General features: G+C 53.9%; 22 protein-coding genes and 2 CRISPR repeat arrays. Of the genes, 11 read left to right on the top strand and 11 right to left on the bottom strand.

Going from position 1 to position 23,342, the window contains the following annotated elements:
• Positions 1-116: 116 nt before the first annotated feature.
• Both AC6I6U_RS14875 and AC6I6U_RS14870 read left to right on the top strand, forming a co-directional pair.
• Complete coding sequence (locus AC6I6U_RS14875) at positions 117-2,369, top strand: McrB family protein (protein ID WP_497882660.1); 2,253 nt, start codon at positions 117-119, stop codon at positions 2,367-2,369.
• Positions 2,370-2,375: 6 nt separating this feature from the next.
• Complete coding sequence (locus AC6I6U_RS14870) at positions 2,376-3,938, top strand: DUF2357 domain-containing protein (protein ID WP_497882659.1); 1,563 nt, start codon at positions 2,376-2,378, stop codon at positions 3,936-3,938.
• Between the two features lie 117 nt (positions 3,939-4,055).
• Here AC6I6U_RS14870 and AC6I6U_RS14865 read toward each other — a convergent pair whose 3' ends face one another.
• The 3 genes from AC6I6U_RS14865 to AC6I6U_RS14855 form a co-directional block, all read right to left on the bottom strand.
• A complete protein-coding gene (locus tag AC6I6U_RS14865) occupies positions 4,056-5,114 on the bottom strand; it encodes a hypothetical protein (protein WP_497882658.1) in 1,059 nt (352 codons plus the stop codon).
• 631 nt (positions 5,115-5,745) lie between these two features.
• A complete protein-coding gene (locus tag AC6I6U_RS14860; protein ID WP_497882657.1) occupies positions 5,746-6,873 on the bottom strand; it encodes a hypothetical protein in 1,128 nt (375 codons plus the stop codon).
• Between the two features lie 348 nt (positions 6,874-7,221).
• On the bottom strand, positions 7,222-7,656 hold the full coding sequence (locus AC6I6U_RS14855) for a patatin-like phospholipase family protein (RefSeq protein WP_497882656.1): 435 nt from the start codon (positions 7,654-7,656) through the stop codon (positions 7,222-7,224).
• 749 nt (positions 7,657-8,405) lie between these two features.
• Between AC6I6U_RS14855 and AC6I6U_RS14850 the strand changes: the two genes are divergently transcribed.
• Positions 8,406-8,693 carry a DUF3892 domain-containing protein gene (locus AC6I6U_RS14850; RefSeq protein WP_497882655.1) on the top strand — a complete coding sequence of 96 codons (288 nt, stop codon included), beginning with the start codon at positions 8,406-8,408 and terminating at the stop codon, positions 8,691-8,693.
• Positions 8,694-8,846: 153 nt separating this feature from the next.
• On the opposite strand, the gene AC6I6U_RS14845 is transcribed toward AC6I6U_RS14850, so the two are convergent.
• Complete coding sequence (locus AC6I6U_RS14845; protein WP_497882654.1) at positions 8,847-9,194, bottom strand: hypothetical protein; 348 nt, start codon at positions 9,192-9,194, stop codon at positions 8,847-8,849.
• A 286-nt stretch (positions 9,195-9,480) separates the two neighbouring features.
• Between AC6I6U_RS14845 and AC6I6U_RS14840 the strand changes: the two genes are divergently transcribed.
• From AC6I6U_RS14840 to AC6I6U_RS14830, 3 genes are all read left to right on the top strand, one after another.
• On the top strand, positions 9,481-10,338 hold the full coding sequence (locus tag AC6I6U_RS14840) for a DNA/RNA non-specific endonuclease (RefSeq protein ID WP_497883032.1): 858 nt from the start codon (positions 9,481-9,483) through the stop codon (positions 10,336-10,338).
• Between the two features lie 193 nt (positions 10,339-10,531).
• Entirely contained in the window at positions 10,532-11,203 is a 672-nt protein-coding gene (locus AC6I6U_RS14835) for an HNH endonuclease (RefSeq protein ID WP_497882653.1), read from the top strand.
• A gap of 197 nt (positions 11,204-11,400) precedes the next feature.
• Positions 11,401-11,607 (top strand): hypothetical protein, encoded by a 207-nt coding sequence (locus AC6I6U_RS14830; protein ID WP_497882652.1) that lies wholly within the window; start codon positions 11,401-11,403, stop codon positions 11,605-11,607.
• A gap of 412 nt (positions 11,608-12,019) precedes the next feature.
• Here AC6I6U_RS14830 and umuC read toward each other — a convergent pair whose 3' ends face one another.
• Together umuC and AC6I6U_RS14820 are read right to left on the bottom strand one after the other, a co-directional pair.
• A complete protein-coding gene (gene umuC, locus AC6I6U_RS14825) occupies positions 12,020-13,306 on the bottom strand; it encodes a translesion error-prone DNA polymerase V subunit UmuC (RefSeq protein ID WP_497882651.1) in 1,287 nt (428 codons plus the stop codon).
• On the bottom strand, positions 13,296-13,724 hold the full coding sequence (locus AC6I6U_RS14820) for a LexA family protein (RefSeq protein ID WP_497882650.1): 429 nt from the start codon (positions 13,722-13,724) through the stop codon (positions 13,296-13,298). The genes umuC and AC6I6U_RS14820 overlap by 11 nt, the downstream gene beginning before the upstream one ends.
• A 103-nt stretch (positions 13,725-13,827) precedes the next feature.
• Here AC6I6U_RS14820 and AC6I6U_RS14815 point away from each other — a divergent pair, with 103 nt between their 5' ends.
• From AC6I6U_RS14815 to AC6I6U_RS14800, 4 genes are all read left to right on the top strand, one after another.
• Positions 13,828-14,520: an SOS response-associated peptidase family protein gene (locus AC6I6U_RS14815; protein ID WP_497882649.1), complete on the top strand. Its 693-nt coding sequence runs from the start codon at positions 13,828-13,830 to the stop codon at positions 14,518-14,520.
• 32 nt (positions 14,521-14,552) lie between these two features.
• Positions 14,553-15,121: direct repeats of the CRISPR family, unit length 28 nt; unit sequence TTTCTGAGCTGCCTATACGGCAGTGAAC.
• 363 nt (positions 15,122-15,484) lie between these two features.
• On the top strand, positions 15,485-16,159 hold the full coding sequence (locus tag AC6I6U_RS14810) for a hypothetical protein (RefSeq protein WP_497882648.1): 675 nt from the start codon (positions 15,485-15,487) through the stop codon (positions 16,157-16,159).
• Positions 16,152-16,850: an RES family NAD+ phosphorylase gene (locus AC6I6U_RS14805; protein ID WP_497882647.1), complete on the top strand. Its 699-nt coding sequence runs from the start codon at positions 16,152-16,154 to the stop codon at positions 16,848-16,850. The genes AC6I6U_RS14810 and AC6I6U_RS14805 overlap by 8 nt, the downstream gene beginning before the upstream one ends.
• 724 nt (positions 16,851-17,574) lie before the next feature.
• Positions 17,575-18,262: direct repeats of the CRISPR family, unit length 28 nt; unit sequence TTTCTGAGCTGCCTATACGGCAGTGAAC.
• A gap of 54 nt (positions 18,263-18,316) precedes the next feature.
• Positions 18,317-19,485, top strand: a protein-coding gene (locus tag AC6I6U_RS14800) for an IS3 family transposase (RefSeq protein ID WP_497878044.1) whose coding sequence is annotated in 2 segments (ribosomal slippage) — positions 18,317-18,578 and positions 18,578-19,485 — 1,170 coding nt in all. Because the reading frame shifts where the segments join, the coding sequence is not laid out codon by codon here.
• 211 nt (positions 19,486-19,696) lie between these two features.
• On the opposite strand, the gene AC6I6U_RS14795 is transcribed toward AC6I6U_RS14800, so the two are convergent.
• Entirely contained in the window at positions 19,697-20,398 is a 702-nt protein-coding gene (locus AC6I6U_RS14795; RefSeq protein WP_497882646.1) for a transposase, read from the bottom strand.
• A gap of 104 nt (positions 20,399-20,502) precedes the next feature.
• On the opposite strand from AC6I6U_RS14795, the gene AC6I6U_RS14790 reads away from it, so the two are divergent.
• A complete protein-coding gene (locus tag AC6I6U_RS14790) occupies positions 20,503-20,637 on the top strand; it encodes a hypothetical protein (protein WP_497882645.1) in 135 nt (44 codons plus the stop codon).
• A 418-nt stretch (positions 20,638-21,055) separates the two neighbouring features.
• Here the strand turns inward: AC6I6U_RS14790 and AC6I6U_RS14785 are convergent, their stop codons facing one another.
• The 4 genes from AC6I6U_RS14785 to AC6I6U_RS14770 all read right to left on the bottom strand — a co-directional run bounded on the left by AC6I6U_RS14785 (position 21,056) and on the right by AC6I6U_RS14770 (position 23,298).
• A complete protein-coding gene (locus AC6I6U_RS14785) occupies positions 21,056-21,589 on the bottom strand; it encodes a DUF7919 family protein (protein ID WP_497882644.1) in 534 nt (177 codons plus the stop codon).
• 5 nt (positions 21,590-21,594) lie between these two features.
• Positions 21,595-22,236: a putative adhesin gene (locus AC6I6U_RS14780; protein ID WP_497882643.1), complete on the bottom strand. Its 642-nt coding sequence runs from the start codon at positions 22,234-22,236 to the stop codon at positions 21,595-21,597.
• A gap of 197 nt (positions 22,237-22,433) precedes the next feature.
• Entirely contained in the window at positions 22,434-22,718 is a 285-nt protein-coding gene (locus tag AC6I6U_RS14775; RefSeq protein WP_497882642.1) for a hypothetical protein, read from the bottom strand.
• Positions 22,693-23,298, bottom strand: a complete 606-nt coding sequence (locus AC6I6U_RS14770; RefSeq protein WP_497882641.1) for a cysteine peptidase family C39 domain-containing protein — start codon at positions 23,296-23,298, stop codon at positions 22,693-22,695. The genes AC6I6U_RS14775 and AC6I6U_RS14770 overlap by 26 nt, the downstream gene beginning before the upstream one ends.
• Between the last annotated feature and the right edge of the window lie 44 nt (positions 23,299-23,342).

Below are 23,342 nucleotides of genomic sequence, written 5' to 3'. Positions count from 1 at the left end.
TTGCCAAGCTGGCTTTTTCAAGCAGGGCCAAGGAAGCGCTGGCGGCCAATCAGCTATAGCTGGCATCATCCGGCCACTATTTCGGAACCGAGAGCCAGGACGCCGTGCTTAACCTAATGGATGATGAAAAGCTCCGACTTGCCTGCAAAAGTCTGCTGGAAAACGTCGTGTCACTCCCAGGTAATCAGGCCTGGATCAGCGAGCTGCTTACCTGGATGCAGCGCATCAGGGATGTAAGTCACGACGAATTCGTCAGTGAACAATTCCAGCTTGAGCTCTGGAACAACCAGGCCGTTTCAGCCACGGGAATGGGCCATGTCGACATCTCCAGAGTGGCAACCGATGCAGAGGTGGCTGAACAGCTCTGGCAGTTGAAACTCGACTATGCCAATACCCCCACTGCGCTGGGCCGCGAAGTGCTGATCAATAACGCCTGGTCCAAGATCTCCGGCCTGGTCGCTCAGCTCACCAAACGTCGTCCCAGACTGAAGATGTACCGCCTGTTCGCGCTATTGTGCCCTGGCTCCTTCACCACCATCGCTGACGTGCGCAAGCTGCTTGAGCTCACCACCCAAATGGGCTTCAAGTACTCGAACGGGCCCTATCCCCCACTGCATAGGCTGGTGCTCGAACGCCTTGAGGAGGTCCTTGGCTCGGCCCCTGATACGCTGACCCATGAAGGCATTACTCGACTGACCCTTCCCTGGCTCCTGTACGCCTCCCACGTGCAGAACCAGGAGCAGGAGTCCACAGAAGTGTCAGATCCGGATAGCCGTGTTGTACGCCTCAACCCACTGCCTCCCGAGCGTAGGCGACGTGGCATGCTGGCGATCGGCGGCGGCCTGGCGACGATCCTGGCAATGACCGAGTTCCTCGTGCAGGGCAGTACTCGGGACGACTTCATTGAACATCTGCAGTCCATGAGTCCACAGTCCAAGCGCTCGACCCTTCACACTCAACTCAATGCGCTGATAGCCGAGTGGGGAGTTGTTCGGGCAGATCAGAACAATTTGTATCTGACCCCACGTGGTGAAGCGCTGCTGGAGTCCGGCGACCAGAACGAAGTCATCGACTGGATGATTACCCGCATCCTGGGCTTCGACTATCTGCTCAAGGCGCTCAGTGTCCAGCGCTTGAGTCGTCGCGACGCACTGCTCAAGCTGCGCGAGGCCAATCCCAACTGGAAATCTGACTTTGCCCTAACAAGTCTTTTCGGCTGGCTGCGCACGCTGCAACTGGTTGAACTCAACGACAAGTGGGTGCATTTGACCGACCTTGGAGAGCAATGGACCCAGCGCATTGATTGGACGCCCAAACCGCTGTTCATTGAGAAAGAAATCGACCCCTTGGTCGCAGACCCGCAAACAACAACGTCGAGAGAAGAAGCCGAACGCCCGGCGCTTGCGGACATCATCAACGGTTTCGACTCGAGCTTGCCCTTCTCGCCCAGCTTGATCGGCCAGCTCGATGCCGGGCTCTGGAGTCATCCTCGCCGGCACTTTGCAGTGCTCACAGGCCTGAGCGGCGCCGGCAAGACACAACTGGCCCGCGGCTATGCCTTGAGCCTCTGGCAGGGGGAGCAACAGCCATCGGATGGTCTGCTGATCGTCCCGGTTCAGCCCGGCTGGCACGACTACTCAAGCCTGTTGGGTTACGTAAACCCGCTGGAAAGCGAATCCTATGTGCGCACCCGCGTTCTGGAGTTCGTCCTGCAAGCAGCCTCGGACCCCACTCGTCCCTATACCCTCGTGCTCGACGAGATGAACCTCTCCCATCCCGAGCAGTATCTGGCTCCCTTCCTTTCCGCGATGGAGACCGGCGAATGCATTGACCTGCATGGCCAGGCCGAAGCCATCAATGGCGTGCCTGCGGCCATCGCCTATCCGTCCAACCTAGTGATCATCGGCACGGTCAATATGGACGAGACCACCTATGGGCTGAGTGACAAGGTGCTAGACCGGGCCTCGGTGATCGAGTTCTGGGACATTGATGTTCATGCCTATCCCGGCTGGGACAAGGCGGACCTTGCCACGGAGCAACTGGCGACGCTGCGCGAGCTGATGGAGCAACTGATGACGGTTCTGCGCCCTGCCCGTTTGCACTTCGGCTGGCGAACCCTGCACGACATCATCGGCTACCTGCAGCAGACTCAACAGGGTGGAATCATCGAGTTCCAGGAAGCCCTGGACCAGGCTATCTACTCCAAGATCCTGCCCAAGCTGCGGGGTGAGGACTCACCTCGCCTGCAGAAGGTCTTCAAGGAGCTTCAAGACTCTCTGGAGCACTTCAAGCTAGCGCGCTCTGCAATGAAGGTTAGCGACATGCTACAGGACCTTCTGCACAGTGGATCAACGCGGTTCTGGCGGTAACGACGGATGCGACTTCATTGCCACTGCGCCAGCAATGCAACGCGTCTGGAGCTGGTCCCCGACGAGCTCACGGCGGGATTCATCGAGCAGGGTGAGTACTTCATATCGGTGCATCCTGGCGCGCAGTTGTACATTGATGATCAGCCTCTTGAGGTCGTCCTCCACCGCGGCTCGCAGGCGTGGTGCTGGTCGGTGGGGTACTACGCGGGTGAGGTCGTGGGTGAGTTGGTCGATGCCGAGGGCAACCCGTTGGCGATCTATCGCCTGGACGTGTCGCCCCATCCAGGCAAGTTGGGCGCAGAGATCTTTGCCGGCATGATGCAGGACATCGCCGACTTCGATCCGCAGCTACTGTACGGATCGGAGCAGGCCCAGAGCCTGATCGGTACCGACGGCATACTGTCCAATCCTCATCTGCAATACGCTAGGCTACGTCGGTACTGGAAGCCCATTATCAATGCCTACGCTCAGGTCCTGCGCAAGCCGCTGACTACCCTGCACCGCGAGCGCAGGTCAGCGCCTGCCCATCAGGTCAAACGCATGGACGCCACCACCGTCCGAAAGGCCATGGGCTCTCCCAATGGCCTTGCCCTGCTCCACCCTGATGTTCGAACGCGCCCGGCCCTCAACACCGTCAGCCTGGACGTTTCCTTGGCCCATGAAACGCTGGACAACCCCGCCAACCAGGCGCTGGGGTTGGTCCTGCATGAGGTGCTGCGCCGCTGCAACAGCGTCATTGCTGACTTCTCGGAGCTGGAGCGCAGTGAACGAGCAAGCGATACCCGTACGCCCCTGGCGCCGCGTCTGCGTCGCCGTATCCAATTTCTGAATCAACTGCGCCAGCGCCTGGAGCGTCTCGCCAACGCCCCACTGTTTCGTCAACTCAGCCGCCGGCGGCTATCGGCAGCAGGCCTCAATGCCATCTCTGCTCACCCTGACTATGCCCGCGCCTACCGCTTCACCTGGTATGCCTTGCGGGCAGGAATTCAAGGCCAAGCGTCAGCCGAGTCGTTGTGGATCAGCCCCACCTGGGAGATCTACGAACGCTGGTGCTATGTGAAGATCCTTGAGCAGTTGCGCCTGTGCTACCCGCAGATGCGCTGGACTCAACACTGCCCTTCGATGAAGGTTGATCGATTTTTCTGGCGAGGTGCCGACGAACAGGAAGTTATTGAGGTCTGGCTTCAGGCGCGTTGCCCGGCGGTCGATCGACCTCACTGGCAAGGGTTTACCAGCCTGTCTCGCGAGCGAAGCCCTGACATTGTCCTTACCCTGACTCGCCAAGGGCTGCCGGCACGCTTCATCGTTCTGGATGCCAAGTACCGGTCGTCACGCACCAATGTGCTGAACGCGATGGAGTCCGCTCACCTGTATCACGACAGCTTGCGATGGAAAGGCCGCAAGCCGGATCTGGCCCTGCTGCTTATCCCGAATGCCAACCAGGTGCAGGCGCTGAAGGAGCCTGCTTTTCACGCCGAGCATGGGGTGGGAGTCATTGAACTGAGTCATGCAGAAGATGCACTGAACATAGCTTTATCCATACAAAAGTTATTGGTGGCCACTCCCTGAGCAAAGCCGGACTCCAACTCAGAGACCGTCTTTTCAGGTAAAAAAAAGCAAAAAATTAAACTGTTAGATAATGCACACCCCAAGACGTAACTGGAACAAAAACGCCCACATCTTAAGCTAACTTACAGGGCAGGTATCGATTTTGGCGAGGCAAGTCGCACAATGCTTTTTGAAACCACTGGGCCAACCCGACAGTGCAATCGTTCCACTATCTTGCAATCCAACTCGAGAAAATCTGGAGTTCGTCTCGTACGGAGTAGGCCAGTTCTTTGCAGCGTAAGCCGCTTTTGCTGCCGGGGTCGGATGACCATACATAGCACCATGTGAGATAGCAAGCTTTGAGTAGTTGCCATAGCGCGCAGGAGGAATACTTCCAGGGCGCTGCAGATTCCCACCATGATGGCTGGCGATAAGATTAAAAAACTTTAGCGTCCCAGGGAGATGAGAAAAAACAGACGAGAACTCTGCATCAGCGGGGCATAAGGTATATCCGTTCCACTCTTCGTGCAGAAGAGCTGAAAAAGCTATCCCCGTATTATTATTGTTAGATCTGATACCGTGCCTAGGCACACACTTTACAAACCAATCTCCCCTCGACGATTTAACGGTATTCAGCAATGTTGGCCAAATCATCAAATTACCACGACGATACAGTGCCAACACAAGGCGCCACGAGGTAGGGGAAATCCGTTGACCTGAGCTAGATCTTCCTTGATTAGGGACTAGCCATTTTCGATTACTAATTGCATCAAGATCCCAATGAATCGTCAAACCGCGTGATCCATATGGTGATGACCCATATAAAGGTTGTCCTAGCGCTGCGCCAGCCCAATGATCCATATCCCAATGCGAGAGGATCACCGGAGCGCCGGATAGAACAGTTGAGGCACCCAAAGGTTTGAGGGGAGGCGTAGGTAATGTTTTATAATTCCAACCCGTCGGGACACCAAAATCAAAGAACATGTGCACCGTTGGCGGTGAATGAGGGCAGTTGTGGGTATCGACCAAGGCATTCCAGTTTGCTTGACCAACGTCATAGACTGTTATCATGGGGTTTCTGATACCATCTACTGCCTGATCTAACAACAACTTGATTTGTGCTTTCGTTGACCTCGGAGCACCTCGCAACCTGGCAAAGCGATTCAACTTATTAAGTATACTAATGCTGGTCAACATTTGTACCCCTGTTACGCGGACCCTCCCAGGGCCCGCATCAGCTACTGCTCGCAGCGGCAGCAGGAGCCCATTGCTATCGGGCCCATCATCTAGTTCAAACCTAACCTCATACCATATAACTTCCCCTCTATTATCGGACTGTAATCCGCTGACCTTATTATAACTGGGCGACCCAGGATCAAGCGAAAAAATCCATGTTTCCGGCTCCCACCTACCCTCATTCGAAAAAATGGTTTTGGGAGCACCTTTAAATGATTGCACATCGACCCCATCAAAGACTATTGGTGCATTGGCCTCACTCTCCCAACGATCCTCATCCACGCAAGCATATATAGTCTTCAATCTCACCCCCTGTAACAGAACCTAACATTTAATGCATTGGTTCTTTCAACATAAAATCAATCCGAGTTTCGTTTCCACGGATGCCAATTTCTAACCATCATCCTGAAATACATGATGATGGCAACATTGCTAAATCCATCTGAGTGCCTACCACGCGCTGAACGTGAAAACCATTCAGACGCCATGTCCTTACGATGCCGCAAACACATGACCGACATGATTTATAAAAGGGCGCACAGGGTCACCGGTATCAAACCTGACGCAGCCATTCTTAGTTTCAAAGCCCGTTTCAGTTACAATGCTCAGGGCGTAATCCTGCACGAACACACAGCGCAGGCTGGGCACGGAGTATTGCTTGCGGCTGCAAAGCCAGCGTGCCATCTGGCTGAACCTTCAGAGCGGATGCCGCAGTCCTTCCCAGCTCACGGTAAGCCCAAAACAGATATGAACTGCTGCTGAAACCTGCGCCCGGAGTTGTCAACTGAGGAAAGTACATGTACTGGTCCTTAGGTCTTATAGTGGTGGCGTTGTGGCCGTAGTAAGCCGTAATCAAACAGCTAACCGGATGCTCAGGTGTTTCGCATTTCTCAGCATTGAAAGCAAGCTGCACCGCTTGTTGATCCCAGCCAAGCTTGATTAGCCAGATGCGGCTCGGAGGCAAGCCACTCTCTGGAGGCCAAATGACTTGTCCAGGCACTACGGGGTTCAGCCATGCAGATGTGTTGTAGCCAAGTGGTTTGGTATTCGCCGAACCAATCGCGCCCTCGCACACTGCGTCAAAGTTCGACAACTCATCCGGGAATTTCAGCGTGACTTTCTCCTTAAGCAGCATGCTGCGCAGGGAACAGAGGTCGGCCATGCGCCCTTCGACGTCAGCTGCAGCGTCTACAACGATCACATCGCGTGCTCCACGGCGCAGCAAGCTGTAAACGCCCAAGTTCTCCGAATGTCCGCCATCGCTGAGGTGAAAACGGCTCGGAGAATCCTGAAACTGGTTCCTGACTGACTCACCCCATTCGGCCAGGGGAAACAGAAAGTTGCGCGGAGACAGCGATTGGGCGTACTTCTCCCCTGCGCCCTGAGCATCCAGTGCGGCAGCCGAGGCTCGAACTGAGGTACCAAGATCCGGAATACTGGGCGCCCCTTCGCGTAAGTACCCAGTGAGCTCTGAACCTTGCCCAAAGGGTGTTATTTCGAAGATTCGACTTTGATCAGTACCAGCTCCTTGCGGGGCACTGCTAGCATTGAGAATCCATAGCGGCAGCTTCCCTACCGACTTATTTTCATACAAGTCTCTCAATTGCTGCCAAGTGGCTTTTTCCGGGTCCAAGTGCCAGCCGGATGTTTGCGGCTTGCTGCCGGTATCGTTCGTGTAACTAAAGTCCTGATAAGCGCTGGTTCGGGGGTTTGGGTTCATGGCCCAGGCTCGTTCAATGCCGTATTGATATGCAGAAGGCACGACGCCGGTTTTGATTAGGGGAGAGATGAGGACTTCGCCCAAACTAGTAACAGCTAGGCGAGTGGTCTCCCACCATGGGGCGCCTTGCATGTCCCCGGTAGGGATGGTCTCTGAATACCGAAAGATGTCCGGCCAGCGAGACAAGTGAACCTGCCACCTATATGGATCGCCTTCCCGGAAATGCCGACTCTGCTTGCACTGCTTCATACTTTTGAATCCATCAGTACCTTGGCCTGCAAGCTCAAGCGCTTTTCGTATTCTGTGCTTGGTTAGAAAGTCAGGATCGTCGAGAGCGGGCGGTTCCTGTCACCAAAGCGGGACGCAATCGTCAAATATATCGCTGTAGGCTGCGCCGGATCTTTGCGACTCCAGCCGCTTGGTGTAGTACCACAATGCGGTATAGCTACCACCGGACACAGTCGACATAGCATCGAGGTGGGTGAGCACTCCATTGTCGTTCAACCCTTGTAAGACGCCATGAGCAAACATGGCCGCGCGAGTCCCTCCACCTGAGAGCGCAAGGCCCACTGCAACTGGGGCACCGGATTGGGGTTCGTCAGCGTAGTCTTCATTCAAGGTTTCCAAGGATATCTGCGCCAAGGGGCGCAGAGGCTTGACGCCCGGTGCTTGTCCTTTTCGGCCTTCGGCCCACTGCTCGGGAATTGAGCTACAGCTGGCTAGTCCCCCGACCAGCCCAAGGGCTATTAGATGCCCGAAAAAAGCGCAAACAATCCTTGTCATGGATTCAACTCCTAGGTCACTACAGCGCTCAGAGGGAACAGAGAGAAGAGTGTAGATAGGATTCAGCTAATGCGCTGGTGATTGAAATGACTGTTACTGTGCGGGCCGTCGGAAAGCGTTCATGACTATCGACCGAGACCCGCTCTCGCCCAAAAAGTATCTAACCGCAATGTGGCAAGGTGGGGTTCTTTACCATCTCAACGGACGGTTTGGAAAGGGCTGAAAACTTTAAATTTTACCGGGTGACTCTACGACGCACTCAGGGTCTATGGAAAACTGCCGGGTGATGCCGACGAGACCCGTCATATATTGCTCATACTTAAAGTGATGTTGCCACCTTTCATGGTATTTTTTATGCCTACATCAGATTGAGAACGATTCCGCCCCTCCCACGTACCAGAATCGACAATCCCAATATTGCTTGATGAATCCGAATGGCCGCTTCACATTACGGGTCATTGGCATCGAGCACCTGTATGAGATCCGCAACCACAGGTTCTTTGAGATCCTAGTGCGAAACGGACACTACGCGAATCATGCCAAAATGGCATTATTCGACGAAAAGACCGTTCAGATGGACTCCAGCAAGATGAAAACAAATTCGAATGAATATAGAAAATTCTAAAAAAGTCAACAAATTGACGTCAGTTTTATTGCTCTTATCGACCATTGACTTGAATAGCAAAAAGCCATTATAAGCAAGGCGCAACTAAATCTATATTGTTACTCCACCACGAAAGGAACTCATAATGGTAGATATATTAGTAACTTGTATTACCAAGCCAAACGTTAATAGCACCCACGAACACATAACGCATCTTGGAAATCCAGCAGCAGGCTGGAGGTGGACAAGGGAACAAGTTATTCAAAGCATCGATGCGAATTCGTACACATTTTATGTCCTGGACCCTAATAGTGGTAAAAGAGCCAACATTGGCGTAGTTAGAGAACAAGGCAAAGCAGCATATCTTCGAACCTATGCTGACGGGCAGTGGAACAACAACCTGCTCTCTCTAAATCAATGCCCACTGTTATAGGCTGTGTACGAAATTGTTTGAAACGCAGATTAGGCAAGGCGAAAATCGGTGAGGAAGCGGAGTTTACTGGAGTAAATGAGCATTCCGAGCCGGTTTTTAACACCGCATAACCAAGTTTCAAGCAGTTTCGTACATAGCCTAGGCTCCCAACGCCTAAACGGGCTTAATCGACTCGACTTCGAAGTACCGGAACTTCTTCTTTTTCGCCTCGGCTTTGGCTTCCTGTTCAGCAATGAGGGTGCTCAGGGTGTTGGCGTCGTAGGTGAGGACCTCGACCTTGCCTTCGAACTCCTTCGAGGCGTGCAGGATCACGCGCAGCTTCGGAGACAGCGGCTTGGAGGTGGGCCGGCGTTTGGGGGCAGCAATTGGCGCCGGGACCGGGGCCGGAGATGCTAGGATGAACTCGATTTCAGGTACTGATGAAACGATTGGTTCAGCGACTGGTGTGGAGGAACCGAAAAGCGCCAGTCGCATTTCTTCCTCGCTCAGTTCTGTGCTCATTGCGGGTGTCTCAATTACGGAATGGTTTTTATGTTTAGGGGGCTAACGAACTCTATCAGACTCGTTTGGCATTTGCGTGGTTCAAACTGGACAGGCGCCGCCGCATTTACCTCGGGAGTCCAGGACTGGGCCGCAGCTCCGGTAAGGTCCGTAGGGGGTCGCCGCTGATGTGACACCCCTGCTCACACACCGACAGGCAATATTCTGACGATGTTGGTTTACTATCGCGCAGCCCTGTCCTGGGCATCGCCGAATGGTTTCCTGCATCTCAAATCAATGGAGCTTCATCGTGAATCGGAATCTACACAAAGCCGGCCTCTACCTGCTGCTGGCGCTGGTCAGCGCCTGTTCGACCGTTGAGACACGTCGCCCTACCGAGTCAGCACCTGTCCCCGCCCCATTACCTCAGGTCACGGGGGCAGCGCCGCAGATCGACAATTGCTCGGTGGGCTGCCCTACCGGTGGGAGCAGTGTCACGCTGGTGAGAGCCGCCTACACGCTGAACAACGATGCGCAGACCAAGTTTGCCAAGTGGGTGGCGTACAGAGTGACCAAGGACACGCCCTACCCCAATCGCCCGCGCAACTGGAAAACCGATCCGGACATTCCGGCTGGCGAGACGCTGGACGATGCGGACTACAAGCTGGCGAATGAGACGCTGAAGACCGACCGCGGGCACCAGGCGAACCTCGCCTCCATGGCTGGTGTCAGTGACTGGCAGACGCTGAACTACCTGTCCAACATCACCCCGCAAAAGAGTGATCTGAACCAGGGTGCCTGGGCGCGATTGGAAGACAAGGAGCGGACGCTGGTGAAGCAGGCGGGGATTGAGTCGGTGTACGTGCTGACCGGCACGCTGTACGAGCGTTACATCGGTACACTTCCCAGTACCACCAAACAGCACACCATCCCCAGCGGCTACTGGAAGATCATCTTCACCAACAGCACGCCAACACAGGGGACATTTGCAGCCTTCATCATGGATCAGGACACGCCTCGGGCTGCCAACTTCTGCAACTACCAGGTCACCGTTGAAGAGATCGAGCAGCGATCCGGCCTGAAGGTCTGGACGACGTTGTCGGCGGCTGAACAGGCGGCGCTCAAGCCGGTTCGTGGGCAGTTAGCAAAGGACATTGGCTGTTAGGGATGTTGCTTCATGGCCAATGAGGGTGAGTTCGCCGTGAGAGTACCCAGAGCTTGAGCCATACACCGCTTCGCGAAGCTAAAGTAATTAGCTTAGATCTTGGATATATTTATATAATCTGACTAGGTCAAGTTTTCACCCCTACTAAGTTCAAGAGGGCGTGCGCCCTTCCTACCATCAGGAGGAATTAGTTATGACAATAGGCTTAATCGATACAAAAATGCTATGGGGAAGAGCCGGTGGCCGCTGTTCTGCGCCTGAGTGCAATGAAGACCTAACAGAATTAGTTGCGCAAGGGCGTTATGTTATCGGTGAGATGGCTCACATTATTGGTAGCAAACCCACTGCTGCAAGAGGAACACCTGAAGGAGGTGAAGATACGTACGAGAACCTTATCCTGCTCTGCCCAAATCATCACACACACATTGACAAGTCCCCCGAAGGCACATACCCGACCGAGTTGCTCCATAACTGGAAACAAGCTCATGAAGACAAGATCCGTAACGCAGGAAAAATTGTAATATATGAAAGCTTCGATGCACTTCGCACCGCAATAGCAAGATTACTAATCTCCAACAACACCATCTTCGAAAATTATGGCCCTGGCAGCATTACCGCTTCATCCGACCCCAGTTCAAATGCATATTTAATCTGGGAGCTTAGGCGGGTTGACCGTATTATTCCGAACAACAAGAAAATTTTAAATATAATCGATGCAAACATTGAACTAATTACCGATACTCCCGCGATCTATGCCATAGAAAAATTCCGCACACATGCGGAATCCTACGAAAGGCATGTTTATCACCGGCTGGACTCATATCAAAAATTCCCAGAAGAATTTTCAGAGATATTCTCATTATGAAAAATGGCTCAAACTCATGGAATGTATCCTATAGCCGAATTACCTGGCTAGAAAACGTCATCAAGAGTCATGACAACGTCGTTAGCTTTCGCCGTCATGACGACATAATCATAGAAGTAAGTCGAAATAGAGGGGCCCCGCTTGTAGTCATATGCCTTGACGAATATACACTCGGAGAATCGGCTGTAAGCAGGATCATGCAAGAGTTCCCAACGGTGAATTTTATTTACGTTGGAGGAAACTGGAATGGGTACACACCAGAAGCAAAAGAAATATGCCTATCCAAAGGCATTGGACTATACAATGCCGGCGAGTTATCAGGGGCAATTTTCAAAGATGAATTCTGGACCTACCACAAGAAAGATGATGACGGAAATCCTACATATCCATACAAACAGCCCTGAGTTATTGGCAGTATATGGATTCGGCTCATATTTTAGGAACTCAAAAGCAAATGATTGCGACCTTCTTCTGGTCGTTGCGAACAACTCAGAAAATCTAGGACTCCTACACATTGATCTCACGAAAAAATTCTCCACATTAGGTGAAAAACTTTCGATAGAGTTCGACCTTACAATACTAACGGAACGAGAACACTTTAAAAAACCGTTAAGAGAGCACGATAGCCTAATACCGCTTTCGGTGAATCTACAGTAAAAACGACTCCAGGAAAGGAGGGAATCCCTCCCGACCTGAATATCGAGCGAGTTTGTTCAGGACAGTGGTTAATCGCCGCCAAAATCCAGATCACAACCACCCAGCCTCCCCATCACCTCCCCCGCGCTCAAGACTCTGTAGAGCTCCCGATTCGCGACCTTAAACACACGATACCCTCCACAACTGATCCAACCGCGTCGTGAAGCTACGGCTCATCATCTCCCGGCGCATGCCCCACTCGGGGTTGGTCGGGACGCTGGCGGCGCGCAGGGTGCCCCTACCCCAGCGCTGGTTGATCTGGTCCAGAACGGTCATCACCCTCGTGGCCTCGGCCGGCTGCGATTCAGCAAACAGGTCGTCGGTGTACTCGCCGCGCTGGCAGAGATTGAGCAGCAGGACTTCGGCCTTGCTGTACCGAAAGCCGGGTCGAAAAAGCTGATCGAGGGCGTCAACGGCCATCTTGGTCAGCAGGCGCACATCGTCCGTGGGGTACGGCAGATCGATCACCACTCCGCTTGCGTATTTGGCCTCCTCCGGATTGAACATCCCCGTCCGGATGCTGACCCGAATCTTCTTGCACAGAGACTGCTGGGCCCTGAGCTTTTCCGAGGCGCGCATCATGTAGGTGGCGACCGCCTCCTTGATTGGCGGCAAGGTCTGCAGGCGCTGACCGAACATCCGGCTGCAGCAAATCTCCTGCTTAGGGACGTCCGGCTCATCCAGTTCCAGGCAAGGCGTGCCGGCGAGCTCACGAGCGGTTTTCTCGATCACCACACTGAAGTGCTTGCGCAGCATCCAGGGGTCAGCCTGGGAGAGCTGCCAGGCGGTCCTGATGTCCATGCCGGCCAAGTACGCCGTCATCTTGCGGCCAATGCCCCACACATCTGACACATCACAGGCCTTGAGCAGCTTTTCCCGGCGGTGTGGTGCCCGCACATCCAGGACGCCGCCCAACTGCGCCTGCCACTTCTTCGCGCCATGGTTGGCGAGCTTTGCGAGGGTCTTGGTACCGGCGATACCCACCCCGACCGGAATGCCGGTACTCCTGAGCACTTGGGCGCGTATACGGCGTCCCAATGGCTCTAGTGGCTCGGTCATGCCGGTGAGTTCAGCAAAGGCCTCATCGATGCTGTAGACCTCCAGCGCCGGCACCATGGATTCGATCACAGTCATGACCCGCTGGCTCATGTCGCCGTACAGCGCGTAGTTCGAGGAGAACGGCACAATCCCATGCTGACGAAGCTTGTCCCGAATCTGAAAGTACGGCTCGCCCATCTTGATGTGCGGCTTGGCATCCGCGGAGCGGGCAATCACGCAGCCGTCGTTGTTGCTCAGCACCACGATGGGAGTATGGGACAGGTCGGGGCGGAACACGCGCTCACAACTTGCGTAGAAGCTGTTGCAGTCGATCAGCGCGAAGGCTGGCGCTAGGGACTTAGTGACCATGACTGCGCACACTGAAGGTCACTACCCCCCAGATCGACAGCTCATCGCCTTCCATGACGTAGCGGGACGGGTACTGCGGGTTCTCCGACATCAAGATCACCTGAGGCCCCTGCTTGCGCAGTCGCTTGCAGACCGGGTCGTTGTTCAGCAGCGCAACGACGATGTTTCCGTGCTGCGCCTCAAGGGATCGGTCCACCACAGCCAGGTCACCGTCGAAGATGCCCGCGCCCTGCATGCTGTCGCCCTGGATCGACACCAGGTACACGTGGGGCGCCCGTATGTTCAAAAGCTCGTCCAATGAGATCTGCCGCTCGATGTGATCAGCGGCCGGTGACGGAAATCCCGCCGGCACCTTGAAGGAACAGAACGGCAGCGCAACGCCGCCCTCAACCAGAGGACCTAGAATGGTAAAGCTCATGACGCACGACTTCCGAAATACCTGTACGAATATACAGTTAACGTTGTGGGCATCTTGCGGTCAATTCAAATGAGTGTGATTGCGACAGGCGGAGGTGGTCGGCATGTGCGGACGATTTGCGCAGTACCAGGGCATGGCCGACTACCTACGCGAGCTACAGGCCGAGCAGGACGTCATCAGCGGTTACGACAACGAACTGATCGCTCGCTACAACATCGCCCCCACTACCCGCGTACTGATCCTGCACAGCGTGGAGGAAGGTCTGCGGATTGATCCGGTGCATTGGGGCTGGGCGCCCTTCTGGGCCAAAGGCAAACGCCCTGACCCGATCAACGCCCGAGTCGAGACCGTCACCACCGGGAAGTTTTTCAAACAGCTCTGGCCTAATGGGCGGGCGCTGGTGGTTGCTGATGGATGGTATGAGTGGGTCAAGGATCCCGATAACCCGAAGAAGAAACAGCCATATTTCATTCGGCTCAAGAGCCAGGCGCCGATGTTCCTTGCTGCATTGGCCCAGGTGCACCCTGGACTTGAACCCCACGAAGGCGACGGCTTCGTGATCATCACCGCCGCCAGCGACCAGGGCATGGTGGACATTCACGACCGACGTCCGCTGGTGCTGTCACCAGAACACGCCCGCGAATGGATCGATCCCGACCTCTCCCCCGAACGAGCCGAAGACATTGCCAAGAACCTGTGCCTGCCTGTCGACGAATTCGAGTGGTACACCGTCGGTACCGCGATCGGGAACGTCAAAAATCAGGGAGCGGAGCTGATACTGCCTGCGCGGCAGTGAACCAGCGAGAGGAGTACATTTGTACTCTCTCCATTTTTAGCTGCCTATACGGCAGTGAACGGTCCTGAAACAAAATCTAACGGTGGTCTAACTTTCTGAGCTGCCTATACGGCAGTGAACCTATCCGCGCGGGCAGCCGCCGGCACCGGAGCTTTCTGAGCTGCCTATACGGCAGTGAACTTCACTGCTGGCGGCTTACCTGATCAGTTTGATTTTCTGAGCTGCCTATACGGCAGTGAACGCAACAAAGACGCTACCTCGGCAGATGGCTCATTTCTGAGCTGCCTATACGGCAGTGAACTCGGCGACGTGCCGACGTGGGAAGCGGTCAAGTTTCTGAGCTGCCTATACGGCAGTGAACCGGACGGGGCGGACGCGGAGCTCGTAGTGCTTTTTCTGAGCTGCCTATACGGCAGTGAACATGGTTCAGCGCGCCGTCCCCTTCAGCGTACATTTCTGAGCTGCCTATACGGCAGTGAACGTTTTATCGGTGCCTGTGGTTCTGCGCTGTTTTTTCTGAGCTGCCTATACGGCAGTGAACCTCGATCAACTTGGTAACCGGATCACTTTCAATTTCTGAGCTGCCTATACGGCAGTGAACTAGACGCTTTGCTCGGTAAGACCTTGTCCATAAAGACAAATGTCTTCCTTTTCTCAGTTTACCCCTCTTTTTTCGCGTCTTCGTAACTACTTGTTTTTAAAGGGCGTCCATCACTCCCCAAAAAAGAGGGTCAGAAAAAAGGAGTCTCAACAGGTCCCTGAGCACGGCCAGCGCATCAGAAAAGGCCCGAGCGGAGACGAGTCCTCCGCGCAGGCACCCACCCCGTTTCAGAAGATCTGTTTTGCAACGGGCATACCCACAACTCCTGACAAATGCTCTCTCAACTTGCCAACAAAGGTGATCAGCCTCACGATTAGAGCTATGGTATGATTTGATAACCCTGATAACCCAAGGAGAACATCCATGAGCGTCGTCGCAGACCATCCGGGCGTCTCCACCCTGGTCGGTACGCCCAAGCAAGTACAGGCTCGCCTGGGTAAATCACATGCCAGTCGTGTTCTGGCGTTGACCTTTGATGATGTCCAGCCCGCAATGTTCGAGACACTGGCCGAGAACATCGCCAACGTTACATCGTCCATGTTCGAGATCCTGCGTGAGCAGCAGTATCGGCAGTCCTTGGAGCGTCTGGCAGAAGTGCTGGTGCCCCGCACGCCTCCTTCTCCTCGCCTGCTCAAGGAAGCGGCCATGCTTGTGCAGGCACGCAAGGCGGTGCTTGAAAGCGGTGATTGGCTGACCGCTGCCGAGGTGGCCCAACTGGCAGGCCTCAGCACTCGTAACCCCAGTGCGCAGCCGAACAAATGGAAGAAACAGGGGCAGATCTTCGCAATCAGCCACGCCGGGGTAGACTACTTCCCAGGTTACGGGCTTGATCCGGATGCGGACTTCCGGCCAGTCAAAGCCATGCTCCAGGTCATCGAGGTATTTGCTGGTCACAAGGATAGCTGGGGCATGGCCTACTGGTTCCGCTCCGACAACAGCATGCTCGGCGGTAAACGGCCTCAGGATCTGTTGGCTCGCGCTCCTGATCGAGTGATCGCTGCCGCCCAGGATGAGGTCCAAGGTGTTGCCCATGGCTAGGCGCAAATCTGCAGACGATGTGCCGAGTCATGATGGTGAGGACGCCACCACGACACCCACACCACCTGCCAAGCTGCATATCACCGTCACTGAGTTGCCCGCTGGAAAAGCCCTGCATCGCGTACACCAGGGCAAATATCGGGCCACTCAATTCAACCCTGGCGTCCAGGGGAATGCTCGTTTCAGTCCGATACTGAATGAACAAGGCAAGGCGATTCCAACCCTGTACGCCGGCACAACGCTGGAGTGCGCCCTGATGGAAACGGTGTTCCATGATGTGCCTCACACTGCAGGCTTCAAAAGCTTCGCAAAGGGCAAACTGGAGGACCAGGTTCATTCAACTGTTGAGCTTACCCAGCCACTGCGACTGGTCGACCTGGCGAGCGTTCCCCTGCGCAAGCTGGGTGTGACACGCAAGCAACTCATCGATACCGAGAAAGACCAGTATCCCGCTACCCGCAAGTGGGCCGAAGCGATACATAGCCAGTGCCCGGAAGCACAGGGGCTGTCATGGGTTTCACGTCAGGATGATTCAGCACGTGCCGTGGTGCTGTTCGGGGACCGTATTCAGGATGACGCCATTCATCACTCTGGCCCTTCGACCAGTATCGTGAGCGACGGCAACACTTACGATGCCGTGCTTGAGCTGGCTGAGCGTATCGGTGTTCATATCGTGCCAGGTAAAGGTTAGAAACCTCGCCATCTGGCCTTCACCGGATATCACGCGAAACAAGCCAGCATGATCAAACCCTGCCTAAGCGGCGGTAAGCTGCGTCGTGGTGTTGGAACGTTTGTTCGCGCTCTTCTGAGTTGCCTACTCGGCAGCATACTTCCGCGATTGGACTCACCCCACAACCAACCGGTCATGAAGGTGCCCATGATCGCGCAGCGATGCATCAGCCGAGAACCTTGGGCTTCACGGGCTCAATCGAAATGTAATCAGCGTCGGATTGAGAGGAAGGTGGCGTGATCGTAAAAATCGAAGGCAATGAAGCCCACTTTTTTGGAGTGCCGGCAGACTTCAATTCTGTTTCTCGAGCCATTCGAAAATGTAAGCCGGGCGCAGTGATTATATTGCCATTCGAAAAAACCAGGATGGCTTTGCCTCGTTGAGTATCCACTGCGCCGCTAGGGACGGCTCTATTCGAGTGCGAGGGGATGATATCGCTATCGTCTACCCGGAACGGCTACGAAATCCATTTTCCTCTTACTTCGCGATGCCCGCTGAAACCCAGCCAGGCTCCCTATTTTTCATCAGCAGATCACAGATTGAGTTCCTGCAGGCGTTCGAGGAAGACTCTCTCGATCTGGTGCTTCATGTGAGCCGAACCTAATCCGCTCTACCCACTCGCGGAAATACCTTCTGCCTATACGGCAGTGAACAGAAGCGCCGCCGGGGTACTCCCGAACGGCATTTTCTGAGCTGCCTATACGGCAGTGAACAGGAGCCACCTGTGTTGGAATCGCCGATCCCTTTTCTGAGCTGCCTATACGGCAGTGAACGGCCAGTCCTGCCACCCGAGCGGCGCATACAATTTCTGAGCTGCCTATACGGCAGTGAACGCGAAGAAGGCAGCTTTCGCTGCCTCCAGTTTTTTCTGAGCTGCCTATACGGCAGTGAACAGCCCAAAGACACATTTCCAAGTGTCAGTTCATTTCTGAGCTGCCTATACGGCAGTGAACATCTTGACTACAGGCAGCCTGCACAAGCTGAATTTCTGAGCTGCCTATACGGCAGTGAACAGGCTAAAGGTCGAGAACGAGGCCATTCGGAATTTCTGAGCTGCCTATACGGCAGTGAACTCCACGCCATTGGCTGCAACCTGGGCGGATGGTTTCTGAGCTGCCTATACGGCAGTGAACATTGAAGCTGCGACGGTGGCCTGGCACCCGCTTTTCTGAGCTGCCTATACGGCAGTGAACGCGTTTCATTGATTGAAGTCTCCGCAAATGAGTTTCTGAGCTGCCTATACGGCAGTGAACTCCTGCCTCAACCCTTCGATGACTTGGCGTCCTTTCTGAGCTGCCTATACGGCAGTGAACCCTTGTAACCGGCTGGAACCAAATCGTAGCCATTTCTGAGCTGCCTATACTGTAGTGGTCTACTAACCCCGGACACCTTTTTAGGCGAGAATGATCGCCATACAGAGGTGTTCGATGAGCAGACAACGACGTACTTTCACCCCCGCCTTCAAGCGTGAGGCTGCCAGCCTGGTGCTCGATCAAGGCTACAGTTGCCCCGAGGCCGCCAGATCCCTCGACGTGGGTGAGAGCTTGTTGCGTCGCTGGGTCGCCCAGTTGCAACTGGAGCGCGGCGGCATTACCCCCACTGCCAAGGCGCTCACGCCGGAGCAGCAGACGATCCAGGAGCTTCAGGCCCGCATCAACCGGCTGGAGCTTGAGAAGAAAATCTTAAAGGAGGCCACTGCGCTCTTGATGGCCGAGGAACACGGGCGCAGACGTTGAAGTCGATTCGGCAGTTGGCAAGACACTACCCTGTTCAACTGTTGTGTTCGGTCTTCGAACTGCCCCGATCTTGTTACTACGCCCATCTGGCCCGGCGCCGTCGTATCGATGTGCGCCGAGTGAGCCTGCGCAGCCGCGTCAACGAGCTGTTCAGTCAAAGCCGTAGCTCAGCGGGTAGCCGCAGTCTCGTTGCCATGCTCCGGGATGAAGGCGTCGAGGTCGGGCGTTTCAAAGTCAGAAGATTGATGAAGGAGCAGGGTTTGATCAGCAAACAGCCTGGTTCTCATGCCTACAAGAAGGCCACGGTTGAGCGCCCCGACATTCCCAATGTCCTTGATCGGCAGTTCACCGTGGCAGCGCCGAACACGGTCTGGTGCGGTGACATCACCTATATCTGGGCACAGGGTCGATGGAATTACCTGGCCGTTGTATTGGACTTGTTCAGCCGCAGAGTGGTGGGCTGGGCGATGTCGGCCAAGCCTGATGCCGAACTGGTCATCAAGGCGCTCGACAGGGCTTACGAGATGCGTGGCAGACCACGGGGTGTCCTGTTTCACAGCGACCAAGGCAGTCAATATGGCAGCCGTAGTTTTCGCCAGCGGCTCTGGCGCTATCGGATGACCCAAAGCATGAGCCGACGAGGAAATTGTTACGACAATGCCCCCATGGAGCGGCTGTTTCGTAGCCTGAAAACGGAGTGGGTGCCGACGGTGGGTTACATGACGACCGCGTTGGCCGAGCAGGACATCGGCCGCTACCTCATGCAGCGGTACAACTGGATAAGGCCGCATCAGCACAACGGTTTCGTACCGCCGGCGGTGGCGGAAGAAAAACTCAATTCTGTGTCCGGGAATTGTTGACCACTACAGTGCTCTCGGATAACGAGCTCCCCATACCTCCCATGTTGGAGACAGCCAAGGCCGCTTGAGCCAGCTTCACGGCCTTGAGCTTCGGATCATCGGCATTGTTCGCCGCCTTGACCGCGCTACGGATAGTGTTGACGCTATCCACGACAACACTACTGATCACCCGCCCTACCGGGAAAACGGGGACGGATTTATTTTCCCATATTTACTTTCCCAAATCCCTCCCTGGACGCCCCGGACCTCGCCTCTCTATCCTTAAACCAATAATCCTCTCTACCTCGTCCACGAAACGACACGTCCCCGTCAACTGACTTCGTTGCAGGGCATCGCGGATCAAATTGATCTCGTCAGTTGAAACAACTTGTCGTACAAAGGTCTCGTAACGACGGCCTCGTTCTTTCGCAGTTTCGCCCAAAGCAGCAAAGCAAGGGTCAAAATCCAGCAAACCGTCATTTTCAAGCCCATTCAAACGAGCTTGGTAGCTCGACCATGGGTAATCCACGGGGTCAGCGACCATGCGAGCACGCACAGGATTCAGCTCGATGTAGCGACAACACGCCAGCAGATAAGCATCCGATTGCACGACACTGGACTTGTATCGGCTTTCCCACAAGGTGCCCGAACGCCCCTCCAACCGATTGCGATAACGTGTCGTCCGTGCTGCCAGAGCCTTCATCAATTGGCCCAACCCTGCGACTGCTTCACCGGGGGCCAGCAAGAGATGAACATGATTGGTCATCAGGCAATAGGCGTAAACCTTCACGCCGAATGCTTCTTTGAGCTCCCGCAGATTCGCGAGATAACGCCGATAATCTTCCGCACCCGCAAACACTATCTGACGGTTATGACCGCGTTGTACTACATGGTGCGGGTAGTTTGGTAAAACAATACGTCCCATCCTGGGCATACCTGAAGCCTCCTTCCGTTGAAGCTTTCAGAGTAGCAAAGGGGTCAGAAAATAAATCCGTCCCCGTTTCTACGGTCCCCGTTTCTACGCCGTTTCTACGCAAGGTGCTGTTCATCACGGGCTACGCCGAGAATTCGGCGATCAGCGACGGCGAGCTGCCCTGCGGCATGCAGGTGATGACCAAGCCGTTTGTGCTGGATAGCCTGGAGAGTCGGATACGGGAGATATTGACGGTGTAGGTGATCGCTGCGCTGTCGATCAACACGGCAGCTTACGAGCCGTGGAACTGAGAACCCGTGCCGGTGCTACTGACCGCGATTATCGCCATGAGCATATTCAGTACCGCTGCTGCACAGATCAAAGGCCTGCCAAGGGATTGCTGGCGATGAGAAGTCTTCATTAGCGGTAGAAGGCTTGCATGCCAACACTGATAATCTCCCGCGCCCACAAACACTATCTGACGACTATTACTGTGCTGTACTAAATGATGCGGTTAGTTTGATAAACAATACGTCCCATCTCGGGCATACCTGAAGCCTCTTTCCATTGAAGCTTTCAGAGTAGCAAATGGGTCAGAAAATAAACCCGTCCCGTTTCTACTGCTGAACATAAACCCCAAAAAAATCTGCCCCAGCTCCTCCGCCCTTCCCGGCCAGCCTAATTTGATTTTCCGCCAGACATTCGCTCGCTATTTACTTTAGCAATATTCATCTTCTCCTCAGCCGATAACCTACCCCACTCGCTATGCCACAACCTTTCTCTATATACGTCATCTGCAACAAAAGGAATATTTTCATCCAACGCATCAATTGCAGAAATATATTCTACAGGAGGAAGATAACCATGAACCTCAATATAATGGAGAATCGTTACAGGAGACGCATAGACAACTTCACGCCCAGGAATCCAAAGCCCAGAATCAGGTATCAATCTCCCAGAAGACCCAAACAGCTTAATCTCACCACATAATTCACAAACAGGAAGTTCCCGAAGCGGCTCCACAAGAGGCTTAACACAACCAGCGCCATCGACAAGAGACTTCAACTTACTAAAAGTTGAAGCCGGCATATCTCCCACCGAAAACTCAGACCCAACATCAATCCAACCAACATTTTTCACCCCTTTTAAAATACAAGGCGTTATCCCATAAGAATATTCAGTCAAGTCGGGAAAAACATTGAATTTATTCATAATCACTACTTCGACGGTATGTATGGAACGGGCTGAGTGCAAGCAGCCCAGAAAACGCAACCCATATTTGGCTCCAAAAACTCTGAAAGCTGAGTCGGCGCGTTAGTTGTAGTTGAATTACTCAATATATTCAGAGGCTTACCCTGAAAACCTGGGCTAAGCAAAGTATAATTATATCCAGCCTCACCAGGCTTTGTCACCTGATAATTCCGAAGATCCGCATAATTTCGATCAGAGAGAATATATCCATTTGGAGCCACCCCACTCTTAATAGTATGTTCCAACTGTTCTACCGATGTAAGCTGCTCCAAAATTTTACCAGTTGAATCAGAGATAGTTATGCCAGGCCGTGGAGAAATAACAAATGTGCCCTCAGGAGAAACATATTGCATTGACACGCCACTGCCGTTCATCACACCGTGGCCAGCGAGCGCCTGTCCACTCCCCCCCTCTGTAACGGTCTCGGCAAACTCATGACCGCTGGTACCACCAAGTCCTCTCTCGGCCTCCGATGCTGACTTTATACCATTTGCCGAAACGGTTGCTTTCAAACCAACCACATTCAAAAGAGCCTGCGCAAACCAACCAATTCGCTCCCCTGTGGTCGCCTCGGCTCCCGTCACTGGATTTACCACACCAGCTGCCATCGAAAGCTGGCAACCAATGCCAATCGCCCCCACAGAAAAACGGGGACGGATTTATTTCCCTCAACGGTTCAGAAAATAAATCCGTCCCCGTTTTTCTGCGTCCCCGTTTCTGGTCCCCGTTTCTGTTCGCCCCCGTTTCTTTTGCGTTTCTTTTGTGCCCCGTTTCTATCAGTCACCGCTCCCACAAAAAGTTACAATTAAATGAGAGGCACAGGAAATTCAACCCTCCCCCCTTCAGCACAAGCCCAAGTCAAAGCCACAAGTTTCTTAGAGACTCCTTGATCAACAGGCATGAGCCCCATCAAAAAATCTTCTAATTCCTCACTATATTCAACACCTTTTATGCCACCCTCGCCCTTCAACTTCCCAACAAATTCACATCCAACACCATCCACATCAAAAGAATACACTACCTTCGAGCCAGCTTCAAAAATAACAATGGCGCGAACAACAACACTATTGCTTATAAACTGCATGACCATTCCAGACCTCCTTAAATTTATCTACCTCCATCTTATACTGGGCACCATTAAATGGATCCTTGACAACTACGCGCCCCACATCATCGACCCCGTTAACCACGACCCAGTGCCCAACTCTGCTTCCAGAGTCCCACATCATAGCACTCCACGTACCGGTCCTATTGAGCGCATTAAAACTAGAGCTATCCACAGCATTACCAACCCACCCAGAATCAACTTTATTTAGCTTATTTGCCAATGAATGCATAGAAGTGAGTTCGGTCCCCAAATCAACCTGAGAAGCGAACACCCCTCGATCTTTCAACAGCATTTCACCACATGCAGCACCACAGGATGTAGGAGTGACCTGCTTCACGACACTAGGATTAACAACTTCATCTAAAACATTCCAGTTTCCACCAGCACCTGCCAGCGCATCTTTCGTACTAGCACTAACAATGGTGCTCTTAAGACCCACGATGTTCAACAGAGCCTGCGCAAACCAACCAATCCGCTCCCCTGTGGTCGCCTCGGCACCCGTCACCGGGTTTGCCACGCCAGCTGCCATCGATAGCTGGCAACCAATACCAATCGGCCCCATACCACCGCAGCCCCCAGCAAAAGAAAAACGGGGACGGATTTATT

It is taken from the genome of Pseudomonas sp. UTLPPB19802 (assembly GCF_059730225.1).
The sequence above is the reverse complement of the archived record's forward strand: the minus strand, read 5'-3'. Positions and strand labels throughout refer to the sequence as shown.